Annotated in this window: 20 protein-coding genes; 8 read left to right on the top strand and 12 right to left on the bottom strand. The window is 53.9% G+C overall.

Annotation, left to right across the window (positions count from 1 at the left end):
- Together ampE and ampD are read right to left on the bottom strand one after the other, a co-directional pair.
- The coding region (gene ampE / locus RTY00_RS00005) for a beta-lactamase regulator AmpE (RefSeq protein ID WP_312663030.1) at window positions 1–611 on the bottom strand (611 nt) is incomplete at its 3' end.
- Window positions 612–627: 16 nt separating this feature from the next.
- A complete protein-coding gene (gene ampD / locus RTY00_RS00010; protein ID WP_008108575.1) occupies window positions 628–1179 on the bottom strand; it encodes a 1,6-anhydro-N-acetylmuramyl-L-alanine amidase AmpD in 552 nt (183 codons plus the stop codon).
- 182 nt (window positions 1180–1361) lie between these two features.
- Between ampD and nadC the strand changes: the two genes are divergently transcribed.
- From nadC to hofC, 4 genes are all read left to right on the top strand, one after another.
- Complete coding sequence (gene nadC / locus RTY00_RS00015) at window positions 1362–2258, top strand: carboxylating nicotinate-nucleotide diphosphorylase (protein WP_312663031.1); 897 nt, start codon at window positions 1362–1364, stop codon at window positions 2256–2258.
- Between the two features lie 178 nt (window positions 2259–2436).
- Window positions 2437–2880, top strand: a complete 444-nt coding sequence (gene ppdD, locus RTY00_RS00020) for a prepilin peptidase-dependent pilin (protein ID WP_154154180.1) — start codon at window positions 2437–2439, stop codon at window positions 2878–2880.
- Entirely contained in the window at window positions 2880–4268 is a 1389-nt protein-coding gene (gspE, locus tag RTY00_RS00025; RefSeq protein WP_312663032.1) for a type II secretion system protein GspE, read from the top strand. The genes ppdD and gspE overlap by 1 nt, the downstream gene beginning before the upstream one ends.
- Window positions 4261–5460, top strand: coding sequence for a protein transport protein HofC (hofC, locus tag RTY00_RS00030; protein WP_312663033.1), 1200 nt, complete (start codon window positions 4261–4263; stop codon window positions 5458–5460). The genes gspE and hofC overlap by 8 nt, the downstream gene beginning before the upstream one ends.
- 33 nt (window positions 5461–5493) lie before the next feature.
- On the opposite strand, the gene RTY00_RS00035 is transcribed toward hofC, so the two are convergent.
- On the bottom strand, window positions 5494–6534 hold the full coding sequence (locus RTY00_RS00035) for a GMP reductase (RefSeq protein WP_312663034.1): 1041 nt from the start codon (window positions 6532–6534) through the stop codon (window positions 5494–5496).
- Between the two features lie 218 nt (window positions 6535–6752).
- Between RTY00_RS00035 and coaE the strand changes: the two genes are divergently transcribed.
- From coaE to yacG, 3 genes are read left to right on the top strand one after another with little or no spacing between them, the layout of a single operon-like run.
- Window positions 6753–7361, top strand: coding sequence for a dephospho-CoA kinase (gene coaE, locus RTY00_RS00040; protein ID WP_312663035.1), 609 nt, complete (start codon window positions 6753–6755; stop codon window positions 7359–7361).
- 4 nt (window positions 7362–7365) lie between these two features.
- Window positions 7366–8109 carry a cell division protein ZapD gene (gene zapD / locus RTY00_RS00045; RefSeq protein WP_008108589.1) on the top strand — a complete coding sequence of 248 codons (744 nt, stop codon included), beginning with the start codon at window positions 7366–7368 and terminating at the stop codon, window positions 8107–8109.
- Between the two features lie 8 nt (window positions 8110–8117).
- The gene (gene yacG, locus RTY00_RS00050) at window positions 8118–8315 is read left to right on the top strand and encodes a DNA gyrase inhibitor YacG (RefSeq protein WP_064737573.1); all 198 of its coding nucleotides are present in this window, start codon (window positions 8118–8120) and stop codon (window positions 8313–8315) included.
- Window positions 8316–8342: 27 nt separating this feature from the next.
- On the opposite strand, the gene mutT is transcribed toward yacG, so the two are convergent.
- On the bottom strand, window positions 8343–8738 hold the full coding sequence (gene mutT / locus RTY00_RS00055) for an 8-oxo-dGTP diphosphatase MutT (protein WP_312663036.1): 396 nt from the start codon (window positions 8736–8738) through the stop codon (window positions 8343–8345).
- A gap of 186 nt (window positions 8739–8924) precedes the next feature.
- Here mutT and RTY00_RS00060 point away from each other — a divergent pair, with 186 nt between their 5' ends.
- Window positions 8925–9311, top strand: a complete 387-nt coding sequence (locus RTY00_RS00060) for a transcriptional regulator (protein WP_110867527.1) — start codon at window positions 8925–8927, stop codon at window positions 9309–9311.
- Between the two features lie 40 nt (window positions 9312–9351).
- Here RTY00_RS00060 and secA read toward each other — a convergent pair whose 3' ends face one another.
- The 8 genes from secA to murC form a co-directional block, all read right to left on the bottom strand.
- Window positions 9352–12057 (bottom strand): preprotein translocase subunit SecA, encoded by a 2706-nt coding sequence (gene secA / locus RTY00_RS00065; protein WP_312663037.1) that lies wholly within the window; start codon window positions 12055–12057, stop codon window positions 9352–9354.
- Between the two features lie 76 nt (window positions 12058–12133).
- Window positions 12134–12634, bottom strand: coding sequence for a secA translation cis-regulator SecM (gene secM, locus RTY00_RS00070; RefSeq protein WP_312663038.1), 501 nt, complete (start codon window positions 12632–12634; stop codon window positions 12134–12136).
- Window positions 12635–12908: 274 nt separating this feature from the next.
- Window positions 12909–13826, bottom strand: a complete 918-nt coding sequence (gene lpxC, locus RTY00_RS00075) for a UDP-3-O-acyl-N-acetylglucosamine deacetylase (protein WP_256695610.1) — start codon at window positions 13824–13826, stop codon at window positions 12909–12911.
- A gap of 101 nt (window positions 13827–13927) precedes the next feature.
- Window positions 13928–15082 carry a cell division protein FtsZ gene (gene ftsZ / locus RTY00_RS00080; protein WP_008108602.1) on the bottom strand — a complete coding sequence of 385 codons (1155 nt, stop codon included), beginning with the start codon at window positions 15080–15082 and terminating at the stop codon, window positions 13928–13930.
- Between the two features lie 71 nt (window positions 15083–15153).
- Window positions 15154–16410, bottom strand: coding sequence for a cell division protein FtsA (ftsA, locus tag RTY00_RS00085; RefSeq protein ID WP_007888634.1), 1257 nt, complete (start codon window positions 16408–16410; stop codon window positions 15154–15156).
- A complete protein-coding gene (ftsQ, locus tag RTY00_RS00090) occupies window positions 16407–17246 on the bottom strand; it encodes a cell division protein FtsQ (protein WP_008108605.1) in 840 nt (279 codons plus the stop codon). The genes ftsA and ftsQ overlap by 4 nt, the downstream gene beginning before the upstream one ends.
- 1 nt (window position 17247) lies before the next feature.
- Window positions 17248–18168, bottom strand: coding sequence for a D-alanine--D-alanine ligase (locus tag RTY00_RS00095; RefSeq protein WP_312663039.1), 921 nt, complete (start codon window positions 18166–18168; stop codon window positions 17248–17250).
- Window positions 18161–19636 carry a UDP-N-acetylmuramate--L-alanine ligase gene (gene murC, locus RTY00_RS00100; RefSeq protein ID WP_312663040.1) on the bottom strand — a complete coding sequence of 492 codons (1476 nt, stop codon included), beginning with the start codon at window positions 19634–19636 and terminating at the stop codon, window positions 18161–18163. Before murC ends, RTY00_RS00095 begins: the two co-directional genes overlap by 8 nt.

Consider the following 19636-nt stretch of genomic DNA (forward strand, 5'->3'; position numbering starts at 1 on the left):
GCCAAACGCACCGGGATCCAGTCCAGCACATGCAGCAGACGATCAACGCCTGACTGCGAGCGCTCCAGCGGCGAATGATGTTTCGCCAGCCAGCTCTGCCAGGCGCGCAGAAACGCATAACCCACCAGCAGCACCGGGCCGTAAGGTCCGCCGACCACAAACCAGAACAGCGGCGCAAGATAGAAGCGGAAGTTAATCCAAATCAGCGCGTTTTGCAGTTCACGCAGGAACTCGCGCTCGCTGCACTCGACCGGCACACCGTGAATCAGCGTCAGTTCGGCCGCCATCGCCTGATGCGCCGCTTCATCGTCATGACTCGCCGCTTTGAGATAGCTGTGATAGTGCAGTCGTACCGAACCCGCGCCGATACACAGCAATCCCACCACAATCCAGAACAACAGTTGCGCCACGCCAAACAGAATGCCTTTCAGGCTCCACACCACCAGCCAGACTATCAGCATCGCTATCACTGTCATCATCAGCGTACGCAGCAGGGAAAAACGCTGGCGGCCACGAAACAGCGGCTCAAGCCGATGGTCCAGTTGCCAATGTTCACCCAATTTAAAAAGGCGTTCCCAACCTAAAACTAATAACAAGCTAAACAACGTCATACCCGCTCCTGCTGTCTCAGGGATTCTCCTGCCTGATGGATTCTTTATAGCGCAACCAGTCAAAAGAGGAACCGGGATCGGTTTTCCGCTCTGGTGCGATATCGCTATGGCCGGTGATGCGCGCAGGCGTCAACGGATAGTGCTGCAACAGCAGGTGAGTCACCTGTTGCAAAGTCGCGTACTGCGCATCGGTATAGGGCAGTGTGTCGGTGCCTTCCAGTTCAATGCCCATGGAAAAATCGTTACAGCTTTCGCGCCCTTCAAACTGCGACACGCCGGCGTGCCAGGCGCGCTGATCGAAAGAGACGTATTGCACCAGCTCGCCGTCGCGGCGGATTAAACAGTGCGCCGCCACGCGTAAATGGGCGATATCAGCAAAATAGGGATGCGCATCGGCAGGCAACGTGCCGGTAAACAAGCGATCGATCCACGGCCCGCCAAACTCACCGGGCGGTAAGCTGATGTTATGAATCACCAACAGCGAGGGCACTTCATCATTTGGACGCTGATTGAAGTGTGGTGAAGGTACTTTACGCGCGCTGGTAATCCAGCCCTCTTCCAGTTTCATGCTGTTAAATCCTAAGCAAAATCAGGCTGAGAATAACATGTTTCACCCAGCAGACTTGCGACTTAATGCGCCGCTGCAGGTGAGTTCAGGATACTAAACATTTCACCGCGAGCAACTGGCAATGACCGATAAATCAGGCTAAGGTGAGCGCACAAAATCTCGTCTTGTGGAGTGGCAAAACCATGGCAACGCGTCGTTACGATCCCGATCATCGCCGTCAGGAACTGATTAAACGTATAGAGCAGGATATCCCGGAAGCCGTTGCCCGGGCGCTTCAGGAGGATTTAGGCGGCGAAGTGGATGCGGATCGCGATATCACCGCGTTGCTGCTGCCGGCAGAAAAACAGGCGGTGGCAAAAGTCATCACCCGTGAAGCCGGTGTTTTTTGTGGTAAACGCTGGGTGGAAGAAGTCTTTATCCAGCTCGGCAATAAAGTCACTCTTACCTGGCATATTGAAGATGGACAAACACTGGTTGCCGATCAGCTGCTGTTCGAGCTTACCGGTCCGGCGCGCCTGCTGTTAACCGCAGAGCGCACCGCGCTCAATTTCGTGCAAACACTGTCCGGCGTGGCCACCGAGGTCAGCCGTTATGTCGCCCTGCTGGCGGGCAGCGAAACCCAGCTGCTGGATACGCGTAAAACCTTACCTGGCCTGCGTACCGCGCTGAAATATGCAGTGCTGTGCGGTGGCGGTAACAACCACCGTTTAGGCCTGTCGGATGCTTTCCTGATTAAAGAGAACCATATCATCGCCAGCGGCTCGGTGCGTAACGCCGTCGGAAAAGCGCTGTGGCTGTCGCCCGATGTGCCGGTAGAAGTTGAAGTCGAATCGCTGACGGAACTGCAGGATGCCATCGATGCCGGAGCGGACATCATCATGCTCGACAACTTCAGCCTTGAGATGATGCATGCAGCGGTTGCGCTAACCAACAAGCGAGCTTTGCTGGAAGTTTCTGGCAACGTAACCGAAACCACGCTGCCGCAAATTGCCCAAACCGGCGTTGATTATGTCTCTGTCGGCGCGCTGACCAAACATGTGCGTGCGCTGGATCTGTCGATGCGTTTTCGCGAACTTTGATGCTCTGCGTTTGCCGCCGGTTAGCGCGGCAGATATGCGAGATGGCTTCCAAAACGCTGTTCTCTCCGCTGTAATTTTGACGATTTTCTGCGTGATGCTTTCCAGCCTCGCGCAGGTCTGACTTCCGCTTTCCCTCGCCCTTTTCTACCGTAGCGGCTCCACAACAAGGAGCTTCACTATGGACAGACAACGCGGTTTTACTCTTATCGAATTGATGATTGTGATTGGCATCGTCGCCATTCTCAGCGCCATCGGTTTACCGGCCTACCAAAACTACCTGCAACGCGCAGCACTCACCGACATGCTGCAAACCATGGTTTCGTACAAAACAGCCGTAGAACTCTGCGCCATTGAACGTGGTGGACCGGCGCAGTGTCAGGCAGGACAACGCGGTATTCCGGTGGCCAAAGGTTCACGCTATGTGGCAACGCTCAGCGTGGTTAACGGAACCATCAACCTGACTGGCCAGGAAAGTCTTAGCGGATTGACGGTTGAAATGCTGCCGATTTGGAGCGCAACCGATGGCACGTTGAGCTGGCAACGCAGTTGCACCAGCGATAACAGCAGCCTGCGCGATAGCTGCCTCGAGCAGTTCCGCTTTGCCGACAAGGATGCCAACTGATGGACAATCCTAATAGTGCATTGCATACGTTGTGCACACGTTATCAGGCGGTGATTCTGCACCACGACGCCACGCTGCTGCGCGTTGCGGTAGCCGACACGCCCGATCCACTGCTGCTGGAGGCGTTACAGTTCGCCAGCCAGTGCAAGGTAGATATCGAGTGCTGGCCTGCAGCACGCCTTGAGCAGTTACTGCACGAACCGGATGCCGCCGCAGCACCGCGAGAACATGCCAGCGCGGAGTCAGCGATTAACGCGGTCGATCAGATTTTGCGTCAGGCCATTCAGCGCCGCGCCTCAGATGTGCATTTCGAACCACAGCGCCATGGATTGCGGGTGCGTCTGCGCATTGATGGCGTGTTGCACAAACTGCCTCAGCCCTCTGAAGCACAACCCGCTGCAATCCTGGCGCGCCTGAAAATCCTCGGTGGATTGGACATCGCCGAACGGCGTCTGCCGCAGGATGGGCAATTTACGCTAGAAATAGAGGACAAACTGGCGGCGTTTCGTCTTTCAACGCTACCGGTAAGCCAGGGTGAAAAAGCCGTGGTGCGACTGCTGCAAAGTGAAAATAGCGCCATCACGCTCGATAAACTCGGCATGCCCGCCGCCCAGCTGCGTTTGCTGAAAAGTGCGCTGGCGAAACCGCAGGGTTTGATTCTGGTCACCGGCCCGACCGGCAGCGGCAAAACCTTCACGCTTTATAGCGGGTTAAGTGCGCTTAATGTGCCGGAGAAGAATGTATGCAGCGTGGAAGATCCGGTTGAGATCCCGCTGGATGGCATTAATCAAACGCAGATCCAGCCGCGCAGCGGACTCGATTTCAACCGTGTACTGCGCGCCCTGCTGCGTCAGGATCCCGATGTGATTATGGTCGGGGAAATCCGTGATGCCGAAACGGCAAGCATCGCCGTCAAAGCAGCGCAGACAGGCCATCTGGTACTTTCCACATTGCATACCAACTCAACCGCTGAAACGTTGACACGCCTGCGCCAGATGGATATTCCCGGTTATCTGCTGGGTCCCGCTCTGCAGTTGGTGGTGGCGCAGCGTCTGGTCAGGCGCCTGTGCGTGCATTGTCGCCAGCCAGGACAAGCTATCGCCCATCTGCCGGCCGAACTCTGGCCGGGTACGCTGCAAACCTGGCGAGCGCCCGGCTGCGATCACTGCTTCTCCGGCTATTACGGGCGGCTGGCGCTGTTTGAAGTCTTGCCGGTAACCAGCAAATTGCAAAATGCTATCTCGGCAGATATGCCGCTGGAACATCTGCTCACGCTGGCAAATGAACAGGGAATGAAAACCTTGCTGGCTGCGGGGCTGGAAGCGGTTAGTCGCGGCGATACGTCTTTTGAAGAGATGCAGCGCGTGGTGGGATTGGGCGATGGCTAATCTCTATCATTTCCGCTGGCAGGCGCTCGATACCATGGGCGTGCTGCAGGAAGGCGAATCCCTCAATGCCAGCCAGGATGCGTTGCTCAATCAACTCTCCGATCGCGGCATGCTGCCGGTGAGCTGGCAGCGTGGAAAATGCTGGCGTTCGCGCGACTGGATGTGGCAGCAGAAAATCGACCTGGTGCGGCAACTGGCGACGCTGCTGAAGGCCGGTTTGCCGCTGGCGGAAAGTTTGATTCTGTTGGCAGAAGGCCATCCCCATGCCGGTTGGCGGGTATTACTTAAGGGATTGCAGCGCCGCGTTATCGCCGGTGAGCCCTTCTCGCAAGCCTTGCAGGAATGGCCGCAGATCTTTCCACCATTGTTTCCAGCTTTGATGCAAGTGGGTGAGTTAACCGGCCAGCTCGATGAGTGCTGTCGCCAGTTAGCGCAGCAGCAAAGTAAACAGCAATACTTACGGCAGAAAGTGGTCAAGGCGCTGCGTTATCCGCTGTTTATATTGCTGGTAGCGCTGGCGGTCAGTGCTGGCATGCTGCTGTTTGTTTTGCCGGAGTTTGTCTCCGTCTATGCCAGCTTTGATGCGCCGCTGCCCGCTTTTACTGCCGCAGTGATGTCGCTCTCAGAACTGCTGCAAAAAGCTGCACTGCCGCTGTCGCTGATATGCGCCGTATTTATCGGGATTGTGCAGCAAATTTATCGTCGTTCAGTAGCGTGGCAGAAGCGCGTCCATCAATGGCTGCTGCGCATGCCACTGTTATCACCGCTGTGGCGCGGCGGGCAGCTCAGCCAGATATACGCCATCCTGCAACTTACGCAGCAATCCGGTTTAACCTTGCTGCAAAGTCTGCAGGCAGTTGAGGTGACGCTGGTTTCCCGGTTGTGGCGCGATGCCATCATTCAGTTGCAGCAACACATTGCTGCGGGTGCGCCGCTGCATCAGGCGCTGCAGCAACATCTGCTGTTCACTCCCCTTTGTGCCCAGCTAATCCGAGTAGGCGAAGAAGCGGGTGCGCTGGATGTGATGCTGGCGCGTCTGGCGGAATGGCATGAAGCACAAACGTTAGCGCGCGCTGATGCTCTGGCGGCATCGCTTGAGCCAATGATGATGGTGGTAATTGGCGGAATTGTTGGCACGTTAGTGATTGCGATGTATCTGCCGGTATTTGGTCTTGGCGATGCAATTCGCTAACGGGCACGCACGGTGCGCGCCCGTTGTCTGAGATCAGCGGGTGAACACGCGGTTCTCTTGTTCAGCGACGCGGATAAAGGTGGTGCGTTTCGTCAGCTCTTTCAATCGTTCGGCACCGACGTAGGTACAGGCTGAGCGCAAGCCACCGAGAATATCTTTAACCGTCTCCTCAACCGGGCCGCGCACCGGTAGGCGCACGGTTTTTCCTTCCGCCGCACGGTATTGCGCAACACCGCCAACGTGGCGTTTCATTGCCGATTCGGAGCTCATGCCGTAGAACAGCATAAATTTCTCGCCCTGATCTTCAACGACGGTTCCTTCGCACTCATCATGGGCCGCAAGCATGCCGCCGAGCATGGTGAAGTCTGCGCCACCACCAAAAGCTTTGGCAATGTCACCCGGAACCGAGCAGCCGCCGTCGCTGACGATCTGTCCGCCTAAGCCGTGTGCCGCATCCGCGCACTCGATAACGGCCGAAAGCTGAGGATAGCCAACGCCGGTCTTCACGCGAGTGGTGCAAACCGAGCCGGGGCCAATGCCCACTTTGACAATGTCTGCGCCAGACAAAATCAGCTCTTCCACCATTTCACCGGTGACCACGTTGCCTGCGCAGATGGTTTTATCTGGGAAGCTTTCACGCACGCGCAGCAGGAACTGAACAAAGTGCTCAGAGTAGCCGTTAGCAACGTCGATGCAGATAAAGTTAAGCTGTGGTGATAGCGCCAAAATGGCGGATAATTTGGTGAAATCTGATTCTGAGGTACCGGATGAGACCATCACATGACTCAGCACCGCCGCTGGCACGCGCTGCACAAATGCCTGCCACTCTTGCACGCTGTAGTGTTTATGCACTGCGGTCAATACGTTAAAACTCGCCAGGGCTTCAGCCATCGTGAAAGTGCCGACGGTATCCATGTTGGCGGCAATAATCGGTATACCACTCCAATTCAAGCCTGAGTGTTTAAAGGTGAAGGTGCGTTCCAGTTCAACTTCGGAACGGCTTTTCAACGTGGAACGTTTTGGGCGGATCAAAACATCTTTAAAGCCCAATTTTAGATCTTCTTCAATGCGCATAGCTGATTATCCTGGTTAGTGACGACGAACCGCAGTTCGGGTAGCGCTCACGGCTCCAGTGTCGTTATCATACGCGCCATTCGTTCCGCGACAAGACTGCGAATTTCACTTTATTTAGGCTACAATCCCTTAAATTTAGCTGAGAAAATTGATTGTGATCATGCTCTCATCTTGCTGTGGTTGATCGCCGCTCACGATATAAATTTTGCGAGAACGCTATGCCTTATACCGTTGCGCTCACCGGCGGCATTGGCAGTGGTAAAACCACTATTGCCAATGCTTTCGCAGCGCTAGGCGTTGATATTATTGACGCTGACGTCATTGCCAGAGAAGTTGTTGAGCCTGGAACGCCGGCCTTAAAGGCGATTGCTCAGCGTCATGGAGACACCATTCTGACGGCAGAAGGCACGCTCTATCGTGCACGGCTTCGTGAAATTATTTTCCAGCAGCCGCAAGAGAAAAACTGGCTCAATCAATTGCTTCATCCACTCATTAATGCCCGCACGCAACAATTAAAGTTACTGGCTACTTCACCTTATGTGCTTTGGGTGGTGCCGCTGTTGGTCGAAAACGGCTTACAGCATCAGGCCGATCGCGTATTGGTTGTGGATGTGGATACCGCCACGCAGTTGCAACGCACACAACAGCGGGATGGCATTTCGCTGAGTCAGGCGAAAAATATTCTTGCCGCACAGGCCAGTCGCGAACAGCGCATAGCCTATGCGGATGACATCATTGATAACAGCGGTACACCTGAGCAGGTGCTACGGCGCGTTGCTGAGCTTCACCAGCGCTATCTGCGCCTGGCAGCAACCGGAAAGGATTAACATCATGAGCACAGTGGTTCTGTTTGAACACCCTTTGAATGAGAAGATGCGTACCTGGCTGCGCGTCGAATATCTGATTGATCAGCTGCATGAAACGGTGCCGGTTAGCGGTTCGGTATCAGCGCTTGGCGTGTTCCGCATCCTCAGTGATTTGCTGGATATTTTTGAGCGCGGCGATATGCGCACTGAATTGCTAAAAGAACTGGAGCGCCAACAGCAAAAATTACGCGCATGGCTGGATGTGCCGGGCATTGACGAACTGCGCGTGAATAATTTGCGTCAGCAGTTGAAGCAATACTCAAGCGAGCTGATGGCGGCACCGCGCATGGGCCAACAGTTACGAGAAGATCGCCTGGTTGCTCTGGTGCGTCAGCGACTGAGCATTCCCGGCGGCTGCTGCAGTTTCGATCTACCAAGCCTGCATATCTGGCTGCATCAGGAGCAAGCGGTGCGTGATGTTCAGGTCAATGGTTGGCTGGAATCACTGAATCCGCTGCGCAATAGTTTGACCATGATCCTCGATTTAGTGCGTCAGTCTGGCGTCTTTCGTCATCAAACCAGCCTCAACGGCTTTTATCAGGACAACGCCGAAGGATCTGATTTGCTGCGCCTGCAATTGACGCTGGAAGACGCGCTGTATCCGCAAGTTTCGGGCCACAAAAGCCGTTATGCGATTCGTTTCCTGCCGTTAGACAGCGAACGCGGAGAAGTACCCGCGCGACTGAATTTTGAATTAGCTTGTTGTTAGAGGACGTTATGCCGGAAGAGATGATTACCGTACCTTGCCCCAACTGTCGTCGCGATGTGATTTGGGATGAGTTGAGCCCGTGGCGGCCATTCTGCAGTAAACGTTGCCAACTGATTGATTTAGGTGAATGGGCAGCAGAAGAGAAACGCATCCCCAGCAGCGGTGACCAGATGGACAGCGATGACTGGAGCGAAGAACAGCAGTAAAAAGTAAGGGGCTTTCCGCCCCTTCACTTAAATCTTGCCAGCCACTAATCGGCTAATCAGTTCATGGTTCGCAGGCGGAAATTCATCCGCGACCAAATCCTGCTGTTCGACCCAACGCTGTGGCTGACCTTCGCGGCCATAAGGTTCGCCGTTCCAGCCTTCAACCAGAAAGAAATGCAGCGTAACGCGCAGATCTTCATAACTGTGATCGGCCTGACCAATCGCGCTTGCCGATGTAACTTCAATACCGGTTTCTTCCATCAACTCACGCTTGAGCGCCTGCTCGGCAGATTCATCTTGTTCAATTTTTCCGCCAGGAAACTCCCATTTATTCGCCATATAGGAGCTTGCCGCACGCTGGGCAAGGAAGATTTGACGTTCTGTATTGCGAATGATGCCCACCGCAACCTGCAGGTGTTTCATAAGCTGGATTCCGCTTTTAATAAATGAGCGCTGAGTGTAAATCAGACATGGAGTGATGTTAACCGTTGAGAGGAAAGTGACGTCCCGCGCCGCACAAAAGCCAGTGATTAAGACATGTCGTAATGATCGCAACCGGGAATGTTGGGAATACTCGCAGCCACTTTCTTCTGCCAAACCCGATTACCTATGGAATTCAAAGAAACAACGTTTCTGGCGCAAAATACGCCGGAACAATTACATGCCCTACGCCATCTGGTATTTCATGACATCCTGACGTTAGACAGTGCTAAGAACACCTTAACATGGTGGCCTGAACACAAAGTTATTTCCTTGAATGAAGCGCAAAAACGATTTTTCTCCTGCCTGCTGCTGCGGATTACCTCCAAGCGTCAGATTATTGCCACGGTATGGAATGAGAGCTATCCGAGCATTAGCGACAACAATTACCATCAGCTACTGTTCCAAAGTCGGGCGCTGTTGAAGCGAGCTGGCTTGCCGGATGGTCTGCTGGTGACGCTGCCGTATCATGGCGTGCGCCTAAACGAAGAGAAACTAATGGCGATAACACGCTAAATCGTAAGCGAAAAAAAGGAGCCCGAAGGCTCCTTTTTTATCAGGCCAGACGACCGTGGCACTGTTTGTATTTTTTGCCGGAACCACATGGGCAAAGATCGTTACGCCCAACTTTACGTTCTCCGCCCTGTGCTGCTAACGCTTCGGCTGCGGCGGTGGCATCATCAACGTGGCTCAGCTGTTGCTGCTGCGCTAAACGCTCTGCTTCTTCACGGCGCTGCTGCTCCATCGCTTCCACTTCTTCTGGCATACGCACCTGAACTTTGCTCAGGGTGCTGATTACTTCGTATTTCAGTGATTCCAGCATCGCCGCAAACATAGAGAAGGATTCACGCTTGTATTCCTGCTTCGGATCTTTCTGCGCATAACCACGCAGATGAATACCCTGACGCAGATAATCCATCGCCGCAAGATGCTCTTTCCACAACGAATCCAGCGTTTGCAGCATCACGCCTTTCTCGAAGTTGCGCATCATCTCTTCGCCGACCACTTCTTCTTTGGCAGCATAGTTTTCCGCAGCGTGAGTCATGATGCGTTCGCGCAGCGTCTCTTCATGAAGATCAGGCTCTTTATCCAACCACTCAGCAATAGGCAGATTGAGATCAAAGTCGTTACGCAGACGCTCTTCCAGACCGGCAACATCCCACATCTCTTCCAGTGACTGCGGCGGAATGTAGGTATCAATGGTGGTTTTGTAGACGTCTTCACGAATGCTGTTGATGGTTTCAGACACATCAGACACATCCAGCAGTTCGTTACGCTGGCTGTAGATGGCGCGACGCTGATCGTTGGCAACGTCATCGTATTCCAGCAGCTGTTTACGAATATCGAAATTGCGGCTTTCCACTTTACGCTGAGCGTTGGCAATCGCTTTGGTCACCCATGGATGTTCAATTGCTTCGCCTGGCTTCATGCCCAGTTTACGCATCATGTTAGATACGCGATCTGAAGCAAAGATACGCATCAATGCATCTTCCATCGACAGGTAGAAGCGTGAAGAACCGGCATCACCCTGACGACCCGCACGACCGCGCAACTGGTTATCGATACGGCGAGATTCGTGACGCTCAGTACCAATGATATGCAGACCGCCCGCAGCCAGTACCGCATCGTGACGCAGCTTCCATGCCTCTTTCATCGCCTGAATCTGCTCTTCGCTTGGCTCGTCCATTGCGGCAAGCTCAGCCTGCCAGCTACCGCCCAGCACGATATCGGTACCACGACCGGCCATGTTGGTTGCGATGGTGACCGCCGCAGGTTGACCCGCCTGAGCAACGATATCCGCTTCGCTGGCGTGGAATTTGGCGTTCAGTACGCTGTGTTTGATGCCAGCGCGTGTCAGTTCGTTGGACACGACTTCCGATTTTTCAATCGAAATGGTACCTACCAATACCGGCTGCCCTTTGGCGGTACAGGCACGGATGTCTTCAATGATGGCGTCGATCTTCTCTTTCTCGGTCATGTAGACCAGATCGGCCATATCTTTACGCACCATCGGACGGTTGGTTGGCACCACGATAGTGTCGAGCTTGTAGATGGAGCTGAATTCGAATGCCTCAGTATCCGCGGTACCGGTCATACCGGCCAGTTTCTCGTAGATACGGAAGTAGTTCTGGAAGGTGATGGAAGCCAGCGTCTGGTTTTCGTTCTGGATTTCCACGCCTTCTTTCGCTTCAACCGCCTGATGCAGACCATCTGACCAGCGGCGACCTTGCATGGTACGACCGGTGTGCTCATCAACGATGACCACTTCGCCATCTTTAACGATGTAATCAACATCGCGAGTGAAGAGTGCATGAGCACGCAGCGCCGCAGTAACGTGGTGCATCAACATGATATTGGTCGGTGAGTAGAGTGACTCGCCTTCTACCATGATGTTTTGGCTTACCAGCAGCTCTTCGACTTTTACCAGACCGCGCTCACTCATGTGCGCCTGACGCGCTTTTTCATCGACCCAGAAATCGCCTTCACCCTGGAAGGTTTCAGAGTCTTCTTTTTCCTGACGCACCAGATGCGGGATGATCTTATTAACTTTGGTATACAGCTCAGAACTGTCTTCCGCTGGACCAGAGATGATCAGTGGCGTACGCGCTTCATCGATCAGGATTGAGTCGACTTCATCCACCAATGCGTAATGCAACTTACGCTGCACGCGCTCTTCCGGGCTGAACGCCATGTTGTCGCGCAGGTAGTCAAAGCCGTATTCGTTATTGGTGCCGTAGGTAATATCAGCGGCATAAGCTGCACGCTTCGCCACGGCCGGCATGTTTGGCAGGTTAATGCCGATGGTCAGGCCAAGGAATTCAAACAGTGCACGGTTATTTTCGGCGTCACGCTGCGCCAGATAGTCATTGACGGTAACAACGTGCACACCTTTGCCACTCAGCGCGTTCAGATAAGCGGGTAAGGTCGCGGTCAGGGTTTTACCTTCACCGGTACGCATCTCTGCGATGCAGCGCTCGTTGAGCACCATGCCGCCAATCAACTGCACATCAAAGTGACGCATACCGAATACGCGTTTACTTGCTTCACGTACGGTGGCAAAGGCTTCAGGAATCAGGCTCTCAAGGCTCTCGCCTTTTTTCAGACGCTCACGGAACAGGTCAGTTTTCGCTTTCAATTCATCGTCAGAGAGCTTAACGAAATCCGGCTCCATCTTATTGATGACGTCTACGATTTTACGCATACGGCGCAGAGTACGATCATTGCTGCTGCCGAACACTTTAGTTAACAATTTGATTAACATGATAAATTTTTCTCAATTCAGCCGTGTTCTCACGGACTGCAAAATCTGTTACAGGATGTGGAAAAAACGTTAGCAGTTAAGCAATGAAAGGCCCGGCGCGGATGCCATGAATAGCAGCCTGCCAATCAGCGGAAGAATGAATTTGTGGTTCGTTGTGACGCAGGTTTTGTTGCGGCTCAAGAACAGTCAGCGCTTGCGCGGGAGAAGTCAGCAGCGCCTGAAGCGAACCAATCAACGCCAGCTTTTGTGCCGCCAGCGGCACAGCTTGATTTGCCTCCGCCTGAGCGGGCGGCGTCATGCTAAACGAAAGGTGGCGAATAACCGTGCGAATCGCATGCTGGTGCCAGTAATCGACGTTGAAGTTCGGTCGACGCGCGCTTTCCTGCAGACGAATAAGATGATCAAAGTGGACAACATTGCCGACAAACAAGCTGCTGATCGGCGAATCATTTGCCTTGGGCTCAGAACTTTGCGCGCAGGCAGGCAAACCTAAACTGGCCGCCACCATCCCCAACAGGAGATGTGGCCAGAAATAGCGTCTGCCTAATTGTCGCCAGCGTGAGAAAATCCCGATCACAATCCGTCCACAATGTATTGAATAAAGTGATAAAGCGGTCGCCAAAATCTGCGTTACCCAGCTTATGTGAGCGCCAGATGATAGCACTTATATGGGGCTTCGACACCAGTGATTAAAGGGGCTTCGGCGGAATTCACGTTTTTTTGTACAGGGTTTCGCCAGTCACTACAGCGAATTGAGATCGGTTTGGCAGGATTAAAAGCGAGGCAATAAAAAACGGCAGGTTCAACTGACCGGAGAGGGTGTCAGCGAAACCTGCCGTTTTATGTCTGACTTACGCCAGAACTAAATTTGGTGCTTTGAATGCCAGCGGCAGTTCAGCTTCATCTTCGAAGGTCGCCCATTCCCAGGCTTCCTGCTTAGCCAGAACTGCTTGCAGCAACTTGTTATTCAACGCATGGCCAGATTTAAAGGCGGTAAACGCGCCAATAACATTGTGGCCGCACATGAACAGGTCGCCGATCGCATCGAGCATTTTATGACGTACAAATTCGTCTTCAAAGCGCAGACCGTCTTCGTTTAATACGCGGAAATCATCGAGGCCAATCGCACAATCTAAACTACCGCCCAGGCACAGGCCTTTAGACTGCAGATATTCGATTTCACGCATAAAGCCAAAAGTGCGCGCACGACTGATTTGGCGAACAAAGTTCTCAGCCGAGAAGTTGAGCTGGTAACGCTGCGAGCTTGAGTCGATCGCTGGATGTTTAAAGTCGATGGTGAAGTCGAGTGAAAAACCGTTGTACGGTTTGATCTCAGCCCACTTATCGCCATCTTCCACACGCACCGCTTGCTTAACGCGTACGAATTTCTTCGCGCTGTTCAGCTCTTCGATGCCTGCGTCCATCAGCAGATAGACAAAAGGCGCGGCACTGCCATCCATAATCGGGATTTCCGGTGCATCAACTTCAACAATAATGTTGTCGATGCCCAAGCCCGCCAATGCGGCGTTCAGATGTTCAACTGTTGAAATACGCACGCCTTCATCATTCACCAGGCAAGTACTCAGCATGGTGTCGCGCACATATTTTGCATCAGCCGGGAAATCTACCGGTGGATTCAAGTCAGTGCGACGATAGATGACCCCGGTGTTAGCCGACGCAGGGCGTAACGTCAGTGTGACTTTCTTGCCGGTATGTAAACCGACACCAGTCGCCTGAACAATACGTTTTAATGTCCTTTGTTTGATCATCGCTTTATCTCGCAATATTACCTGTCCGACCGCCAGTATAAATTACCAGCGGGCGAATACTTTAGCACAAAGAGCGGAGAATCCCAATTCTCGGGATATTCTTAGTCTGCCTGCTTACGCAAGAAGGCTGGAATATCAAGGTAATCGGGTTCTTTGCTGGATGCCGCCGGTTGGTCATTCACCACTTTCGCAGCCGGTTTCTGCTCCTGCGGCAGCGGCGCCATGCCGTGCTGCTGGTAGCGATGATCCATCACTGGCTGAGTGGCCGGTTTGTTGGTCACCAGAGTGATTTCCGGGCGTTTATCCATGCCGATGCCGGTTGCAACTACAGTCACACGCAGTTCATCGTTCATCTCTGGATCCAGAGAAGTACCGATAACCACGGTTGCGTTGTCAGAAGCGAAGGCGCGGATGGTGTTACCCACGGTTTCGAACTCATCAAGACGCAGGTCGAAGCCCGCAGTGATGTTGACCAGCACGCCGCGCGCGCCAGACAGGTCGATGTCTTCCAACAGTGGAGAAGAGATCGCCATTTCTGCCGCTTCTTCCGCACGATCTTCACCACATGCCACGCCTGAACCCATCATGGCGTAACCCATCTCTGACATCACGGTACGCACGTCCGCGAAGTCGACGTTCATCAAGCCAGGACGCGTAATCAGTTCAGCGATACCCTGCACTGCGCCTTTCAATACGTCGTTAGCTGCGCCGAACGCATCCAACAGAGAAATACCGCGACCCAGAACTTTCAGCAGCTTGTCGTTTGGAATAGTGATCAGTGAATCGACATGCTTAGACAGTTCTGCGATACCCTGCTCAGCAAAAGCCATACGCTTTTTGCCTTCAAAGTTGAATGGCTTAGTCACCACCGCAACGGTCAGGATACCCAAATCTTTTGCCACTTCAGCCACAACTGGCGCTGCACCGGTACCGGTACCGCCGCCCATGCCAGCTGCGATGAACACCATGTCTGCACCATCCAGCGCAGCACGCAGTGCTTCGCGATCCTCTTCTGCAGAGTTACGACCCACTTCTGGGTTCGCACCTGCACCAAGACCTTTAGTGATATTGGTCCCGATCTGGATCGTCTGGCCGACCGCTGTCTTACGCAACGCTTGCGCGTCGGTGTTTACAGCGAAGAATTCCACACCTTCGATACGCTCGCGTACCATGTGCTCTACGGCGTTGCCACCGCCACCGCCGACGCCGATGACTTTAATCACCGCGTCATTGGTTAATTCCATAGGTTCAAACATGATTTCTCTCCGTTATGTGCCTGTCGCCTGGAGATCATAAACATTGCCAGCATGATCTCCTTTTTCAAAAATTAAAATTCTTTCTTCAGCCAGCTGTTGATTCGTTTAAACCAGTTGCCCACTGAAGCACGTTTTTCCGTTTCTGCATCACCGTTCATGTGTGACTCTTTGCCGTAATGCAGCAGGCCAACTGCCGTAGAGTAATACGGCTCCTGCGCATAATCTGTCAGGCCGGTGATGTTAAGCGGCTGTCCGATGCGCACTTGCGTATGGAATACGCGCTGTGCGCAGGCTGCCAAACCTTCAATCTGCGCCGCACCACCGGTCAGCACGATACCGGCCGCCAGATGGTGTTTCACGCCTTGCTGGCGCAGCTGCTCCTGTAATTGCAGAATCTCGTCGTTGACCAGATTCAACAGTTCGGTGTAACGCGGCTCAATCACTTCAGCCAGCGTTTGACGCTGCAGGCTACGCGGTGGACGTCCACCTACGCTCGGCACTTCGACATTTTCGTCTTTGCCGACAATCGAGCCCAATGCGCAACCATGACGCACTTTAATCGCTTCTGCGTCGGTCGGCGGCGTACCAAAAGCGTAGGCGATATCGCTGGTTACCACGTTCCCGGCATACGGGATCACTTTGGTATGACGCAGTGCACCGCCAGTATAGACAGCGATATCCATTGTACCGCCACCGATATCAACAACACAGACGCCCAGCTCACGTTCATCTTCTGTCAGCACTGAGAAACTGGATGCCAGGCCAGCAAAAATCAGTTGGTCAACTTTCAGGCCACAACGTTCAACGGCTTTGACAATATTTTTTGCCATATCGTTGTGGCAGGTGATCAAATGTACTTTCGCCTGCATACGCACGCCGGAAAGTCCCACTGGATTCTTAATGCCTTCCTGATAATCGATGGCATATTCCTGCGGAATGACATGCAGGATACGATGCTCGTCACGTACGCGAACGGATTTCGCCGTATGCACCACGTTCTCTACATCATCCTGAGTCACTTCCTCTTCCGAAATCGGAACCATCCCGATTTCGTTCTGGCAACTGATATGTTTGCCCGATAAAGCAAGGTAGACCGATGAAATCTGGCAATCCGCCATCAATTCAGCCTGATCGATGGCGCGCTGTACGCATTTCACCACCGACTCCAGATCGTTTACGCCGCCTTTATCCATGCCGCGAGACGGGCAACTGCCCACCCCAATAATATTGACCATACCATCGGGCAGAATTTCCCCAACCAGGGCGGACACCTTCGCGGTGCCAATTTCGAGTCCTACTACCAGTTTTCTGTCCGTTGCCTTGATCATTGTGGTTTAGCCTGTGCCTGGTTCTGTTGCTGATTACTGTCCTGTGGCTCTATCGGTGCAGCGGCCCAACCGACTGCGGCGCCGGAATCGTAGCGCAAATCAACATACGTGATGCGCTGGTTCTGACTCTGGCCCTGCTGCTGCAAATCCGGATAAAGCTCAATAAAACGGTTCAGACGCTTCATGGTATCGCTTCGACCTAATTCGATGCGCACATCGTCACTGGTCACTAATTGCCACGAGCGCCGCGCCGTCATCGACGCGACCTTCAGGGTAAACTTGTTAGCCTTTAACACATCACTCATGGTGTGATAGCCAGCTAACACCTCATTTTCACTGCCTTCCGGGCCGTACAACATTGGCAACGTTTCTTTACCAACGTGACTGGCCGGGACGCTGAAGGAGACGCCATCGGCGTCCACCATGTGTGAGTCGTTCCAGCGTGCCACCGGAACATACTCCACCAGATTTATCTTCAGCTCATCAGGCCACTGCTTGCGCACACTGACCTGCTTAATCCAGGGTAAACGCTCAATCTGCTGCTGGATGATATCCACGTTCTGCGACATGAAAGTTCCCGGCGCGCCAAGCGATAATATGGCCTGGCGAATATCGTCATGCGTGGTGTAGTGGGTTTGCCCGGTCACTACCAGCTTCGATAACGGCAAGCGTGACGCGTCATTCATCCACTTCAGCACCACGAGGCCGCCCGCCACCATAATGCCCAGCACAATCAGCAGGAACACCATGCCAAACAGTCGTGCACCGTTGCTACGCCCGGAACGTGTCCGCTCCTGAGGTTCGCGATTGCGTACTCGTATCGCTGCCTGAGACATATCAGTCAGCCAGCTCCAGAATACGCGCCACCAGCTGCGGGAAGCTGTATCCCGCTTGCTTCGCGGCCATCGGCACTAAGCTGTGGCTGGTCATGCCAGGCGAAGTATTCACTTCCAACAGTTGGAAGTTGCCTTCACCGTCAGCCATCACGTCGACGCGGCCCCAGCCGCTGCAACCCAATGCGCGCCAGGCTGACCACACCAACGTCTGCAATTCTGCTTCCTGCTCGGCGCTTAATCCGCTCGGGCAGTAGTATTCAGTATCGTCAGAAATGTATTTAGCTTCATAGTCATAGAACTCGCTGGCGGTTTTAATTCTGATAGAAGGCAGAATTTGCTCACCCACGATGCCCACGGTGTACTCCGCGCCGCTCAGAAAAGCTTCGATCAGTACGTCATCATCATGACGAAAAGCTTCTTCAAGCGCTGCGGGTAAAGCATCCGCATGGTTCACGCGGCTGATACCCACGCTAGAACCTTCGCAGCTTGGCTTCACAAACAGCGGTAAGCCTAGCGCCTCAATAGCGGCGGTGATATCCGCGTCTAAACCTTGCTCATGCTGCTGACGCGTCAACCAGACAAATTTGCCTGAAGGTAATCCCCTGCCCTGCCACAACAATTTGCTGCGCAGTTTGTCCATGGTGATGGCGGAAGCCATCACGCCGCTGCCGGTGTAGGGCAGCTGCAGGAACTCCAGCACCGCTTGCAGCGTGCCGTCTTCACCACCACGACCGTGTAAAGCAATAAACGCTTTAGCGAAGCCCTGCTGTTTCAGATCCAGCACCGACACGTCACGCGTATCGACTGCATGCGCATCAATGCCCATTTCACGCAGTCCGGCTAGCACCGCCGCACCGGACATCAGCGACACGTCACGCTCTGCCGAAGTGCCGCCCATCAATACTGCAACTTTCTCAGTCATGGCGCGCCTCCGTCTTAACGGCTGGCTGCAATGCGTTTTCGGCCAGCTTGCGAGCAATCTTGCCTATGTTGCCTGCGCCCTGCACGATCACCAGATCGTCGCCCGACAGCAACGGTGCCAGCGCGTCTGGCAGCGCGTCATGCTCAGAGACCAGAATCGGATCAACCTTGCCACGGTTACGAATCGCGCGGCACAGCGAACGGCTGTCTGCGCCCGGAATCGCGGCTTCACCCGCCGGATAGACATCCAGCATCAGCAACACATCCACCTGAGACAGCACATTCGCGAAATCATCAAACAGGTCACGGGTACGGGTATAACGATGCGGCTGGAACACCATCACCAGCTTCTTGTCTGGCCAGCCTGCACGAGCAGCTTTGATGGTGACATCCACTTCGGTGGGATGATGACCGTAATCGTCCACCAGCATCGCGCTACCTGGATTACCGTTAACGGCGGCGGTATCGAACTCGCCCAGCACGTCAAAGCGGCGTCCGGTGCCCTGGAAGCTCTCCAGCGCGGCCAGAATCGCGTTATCTTCAATACCTTCTTCGCTGGCTACAGCTACCGCAGCCGCTGCGTTCAGGGCGTTATGACGGCCCGGCGCGTTCAGCGTCACTTTCAGCACCGGCTTATCCTGACGAATAATGGTGAAATGCCCTTGCGCGCCACGCTGCTCGTAATTCTCAATACGCACATCCGCGTCATCGCTAAAGCCGTAGGTGGTTACCTGGCGGCCTACGCGCGGGATCAGGTCACGAATCACTGCATCATCCACGCACATTACCGCGCGTCCGTAGAACGGCAGGTTGTGCAGGAAATTAATGAACGTCTGTTTCAGGTTCTCAAAATCGCCCTGATAGGTGTCCATGTGATCCGCTTCGATGTTGGTGACAATCGCCACCATCGGTTGCAGATGCAGGAAGGACGCATCACTTTCATCTGCTTCTGCAATCAGGTAACGGCTGCTGCCCAGGCGCGCATGCGTACCTGCGGCTTTAACCAAACCACCGTTAACGAAGGTCGGATCCAGTCCGCCTTCCGCGTAAATGCTGGTCACCATCGCAGTGGTGGTGGTTTTACCGTGCGTACCGGCAACGGCAATGCCGTGACGGAAACGCATCAGTTCTGCCAACATCTCAGCGCGACGAATCACGGGAATACGCTGCTCACGAGCGGCAACCAGTTCAGGGTTATCCTGCGCCACGGCTGTTGAAACCACGACAACGCTGGCATCGGTGACGTTTTCCGGACGATGGTTGAAATAAATCGTCGCGCCCAGCGCAGCCAGATGCTGTGTCACCGCGTTCGGTGCCAGATCAGAACCGCTAATGTGATAGCCTTCGTTCGCCAACACCTCGGCAATACCGCCCATGCCAGCACCACCGATGCCGACAAAGTGAATGTGCCGGACGCGACGCATCTCGGGCACAATAGAACGCAGTTTTGCCAATTGTTGTGTATTCAT

Origin of the sequence: Pantoea sp. CTOTU49201 (assembly GCF_032054795.1) — a bacterium.
Taxonomy (GTDB): domain Bacteria; phylum Pseudomonadota; class Gammaproteobacteria; order Enterobacterales; family Enterobacteriaceae; genus Pantoea; species Pantoea symbiotica.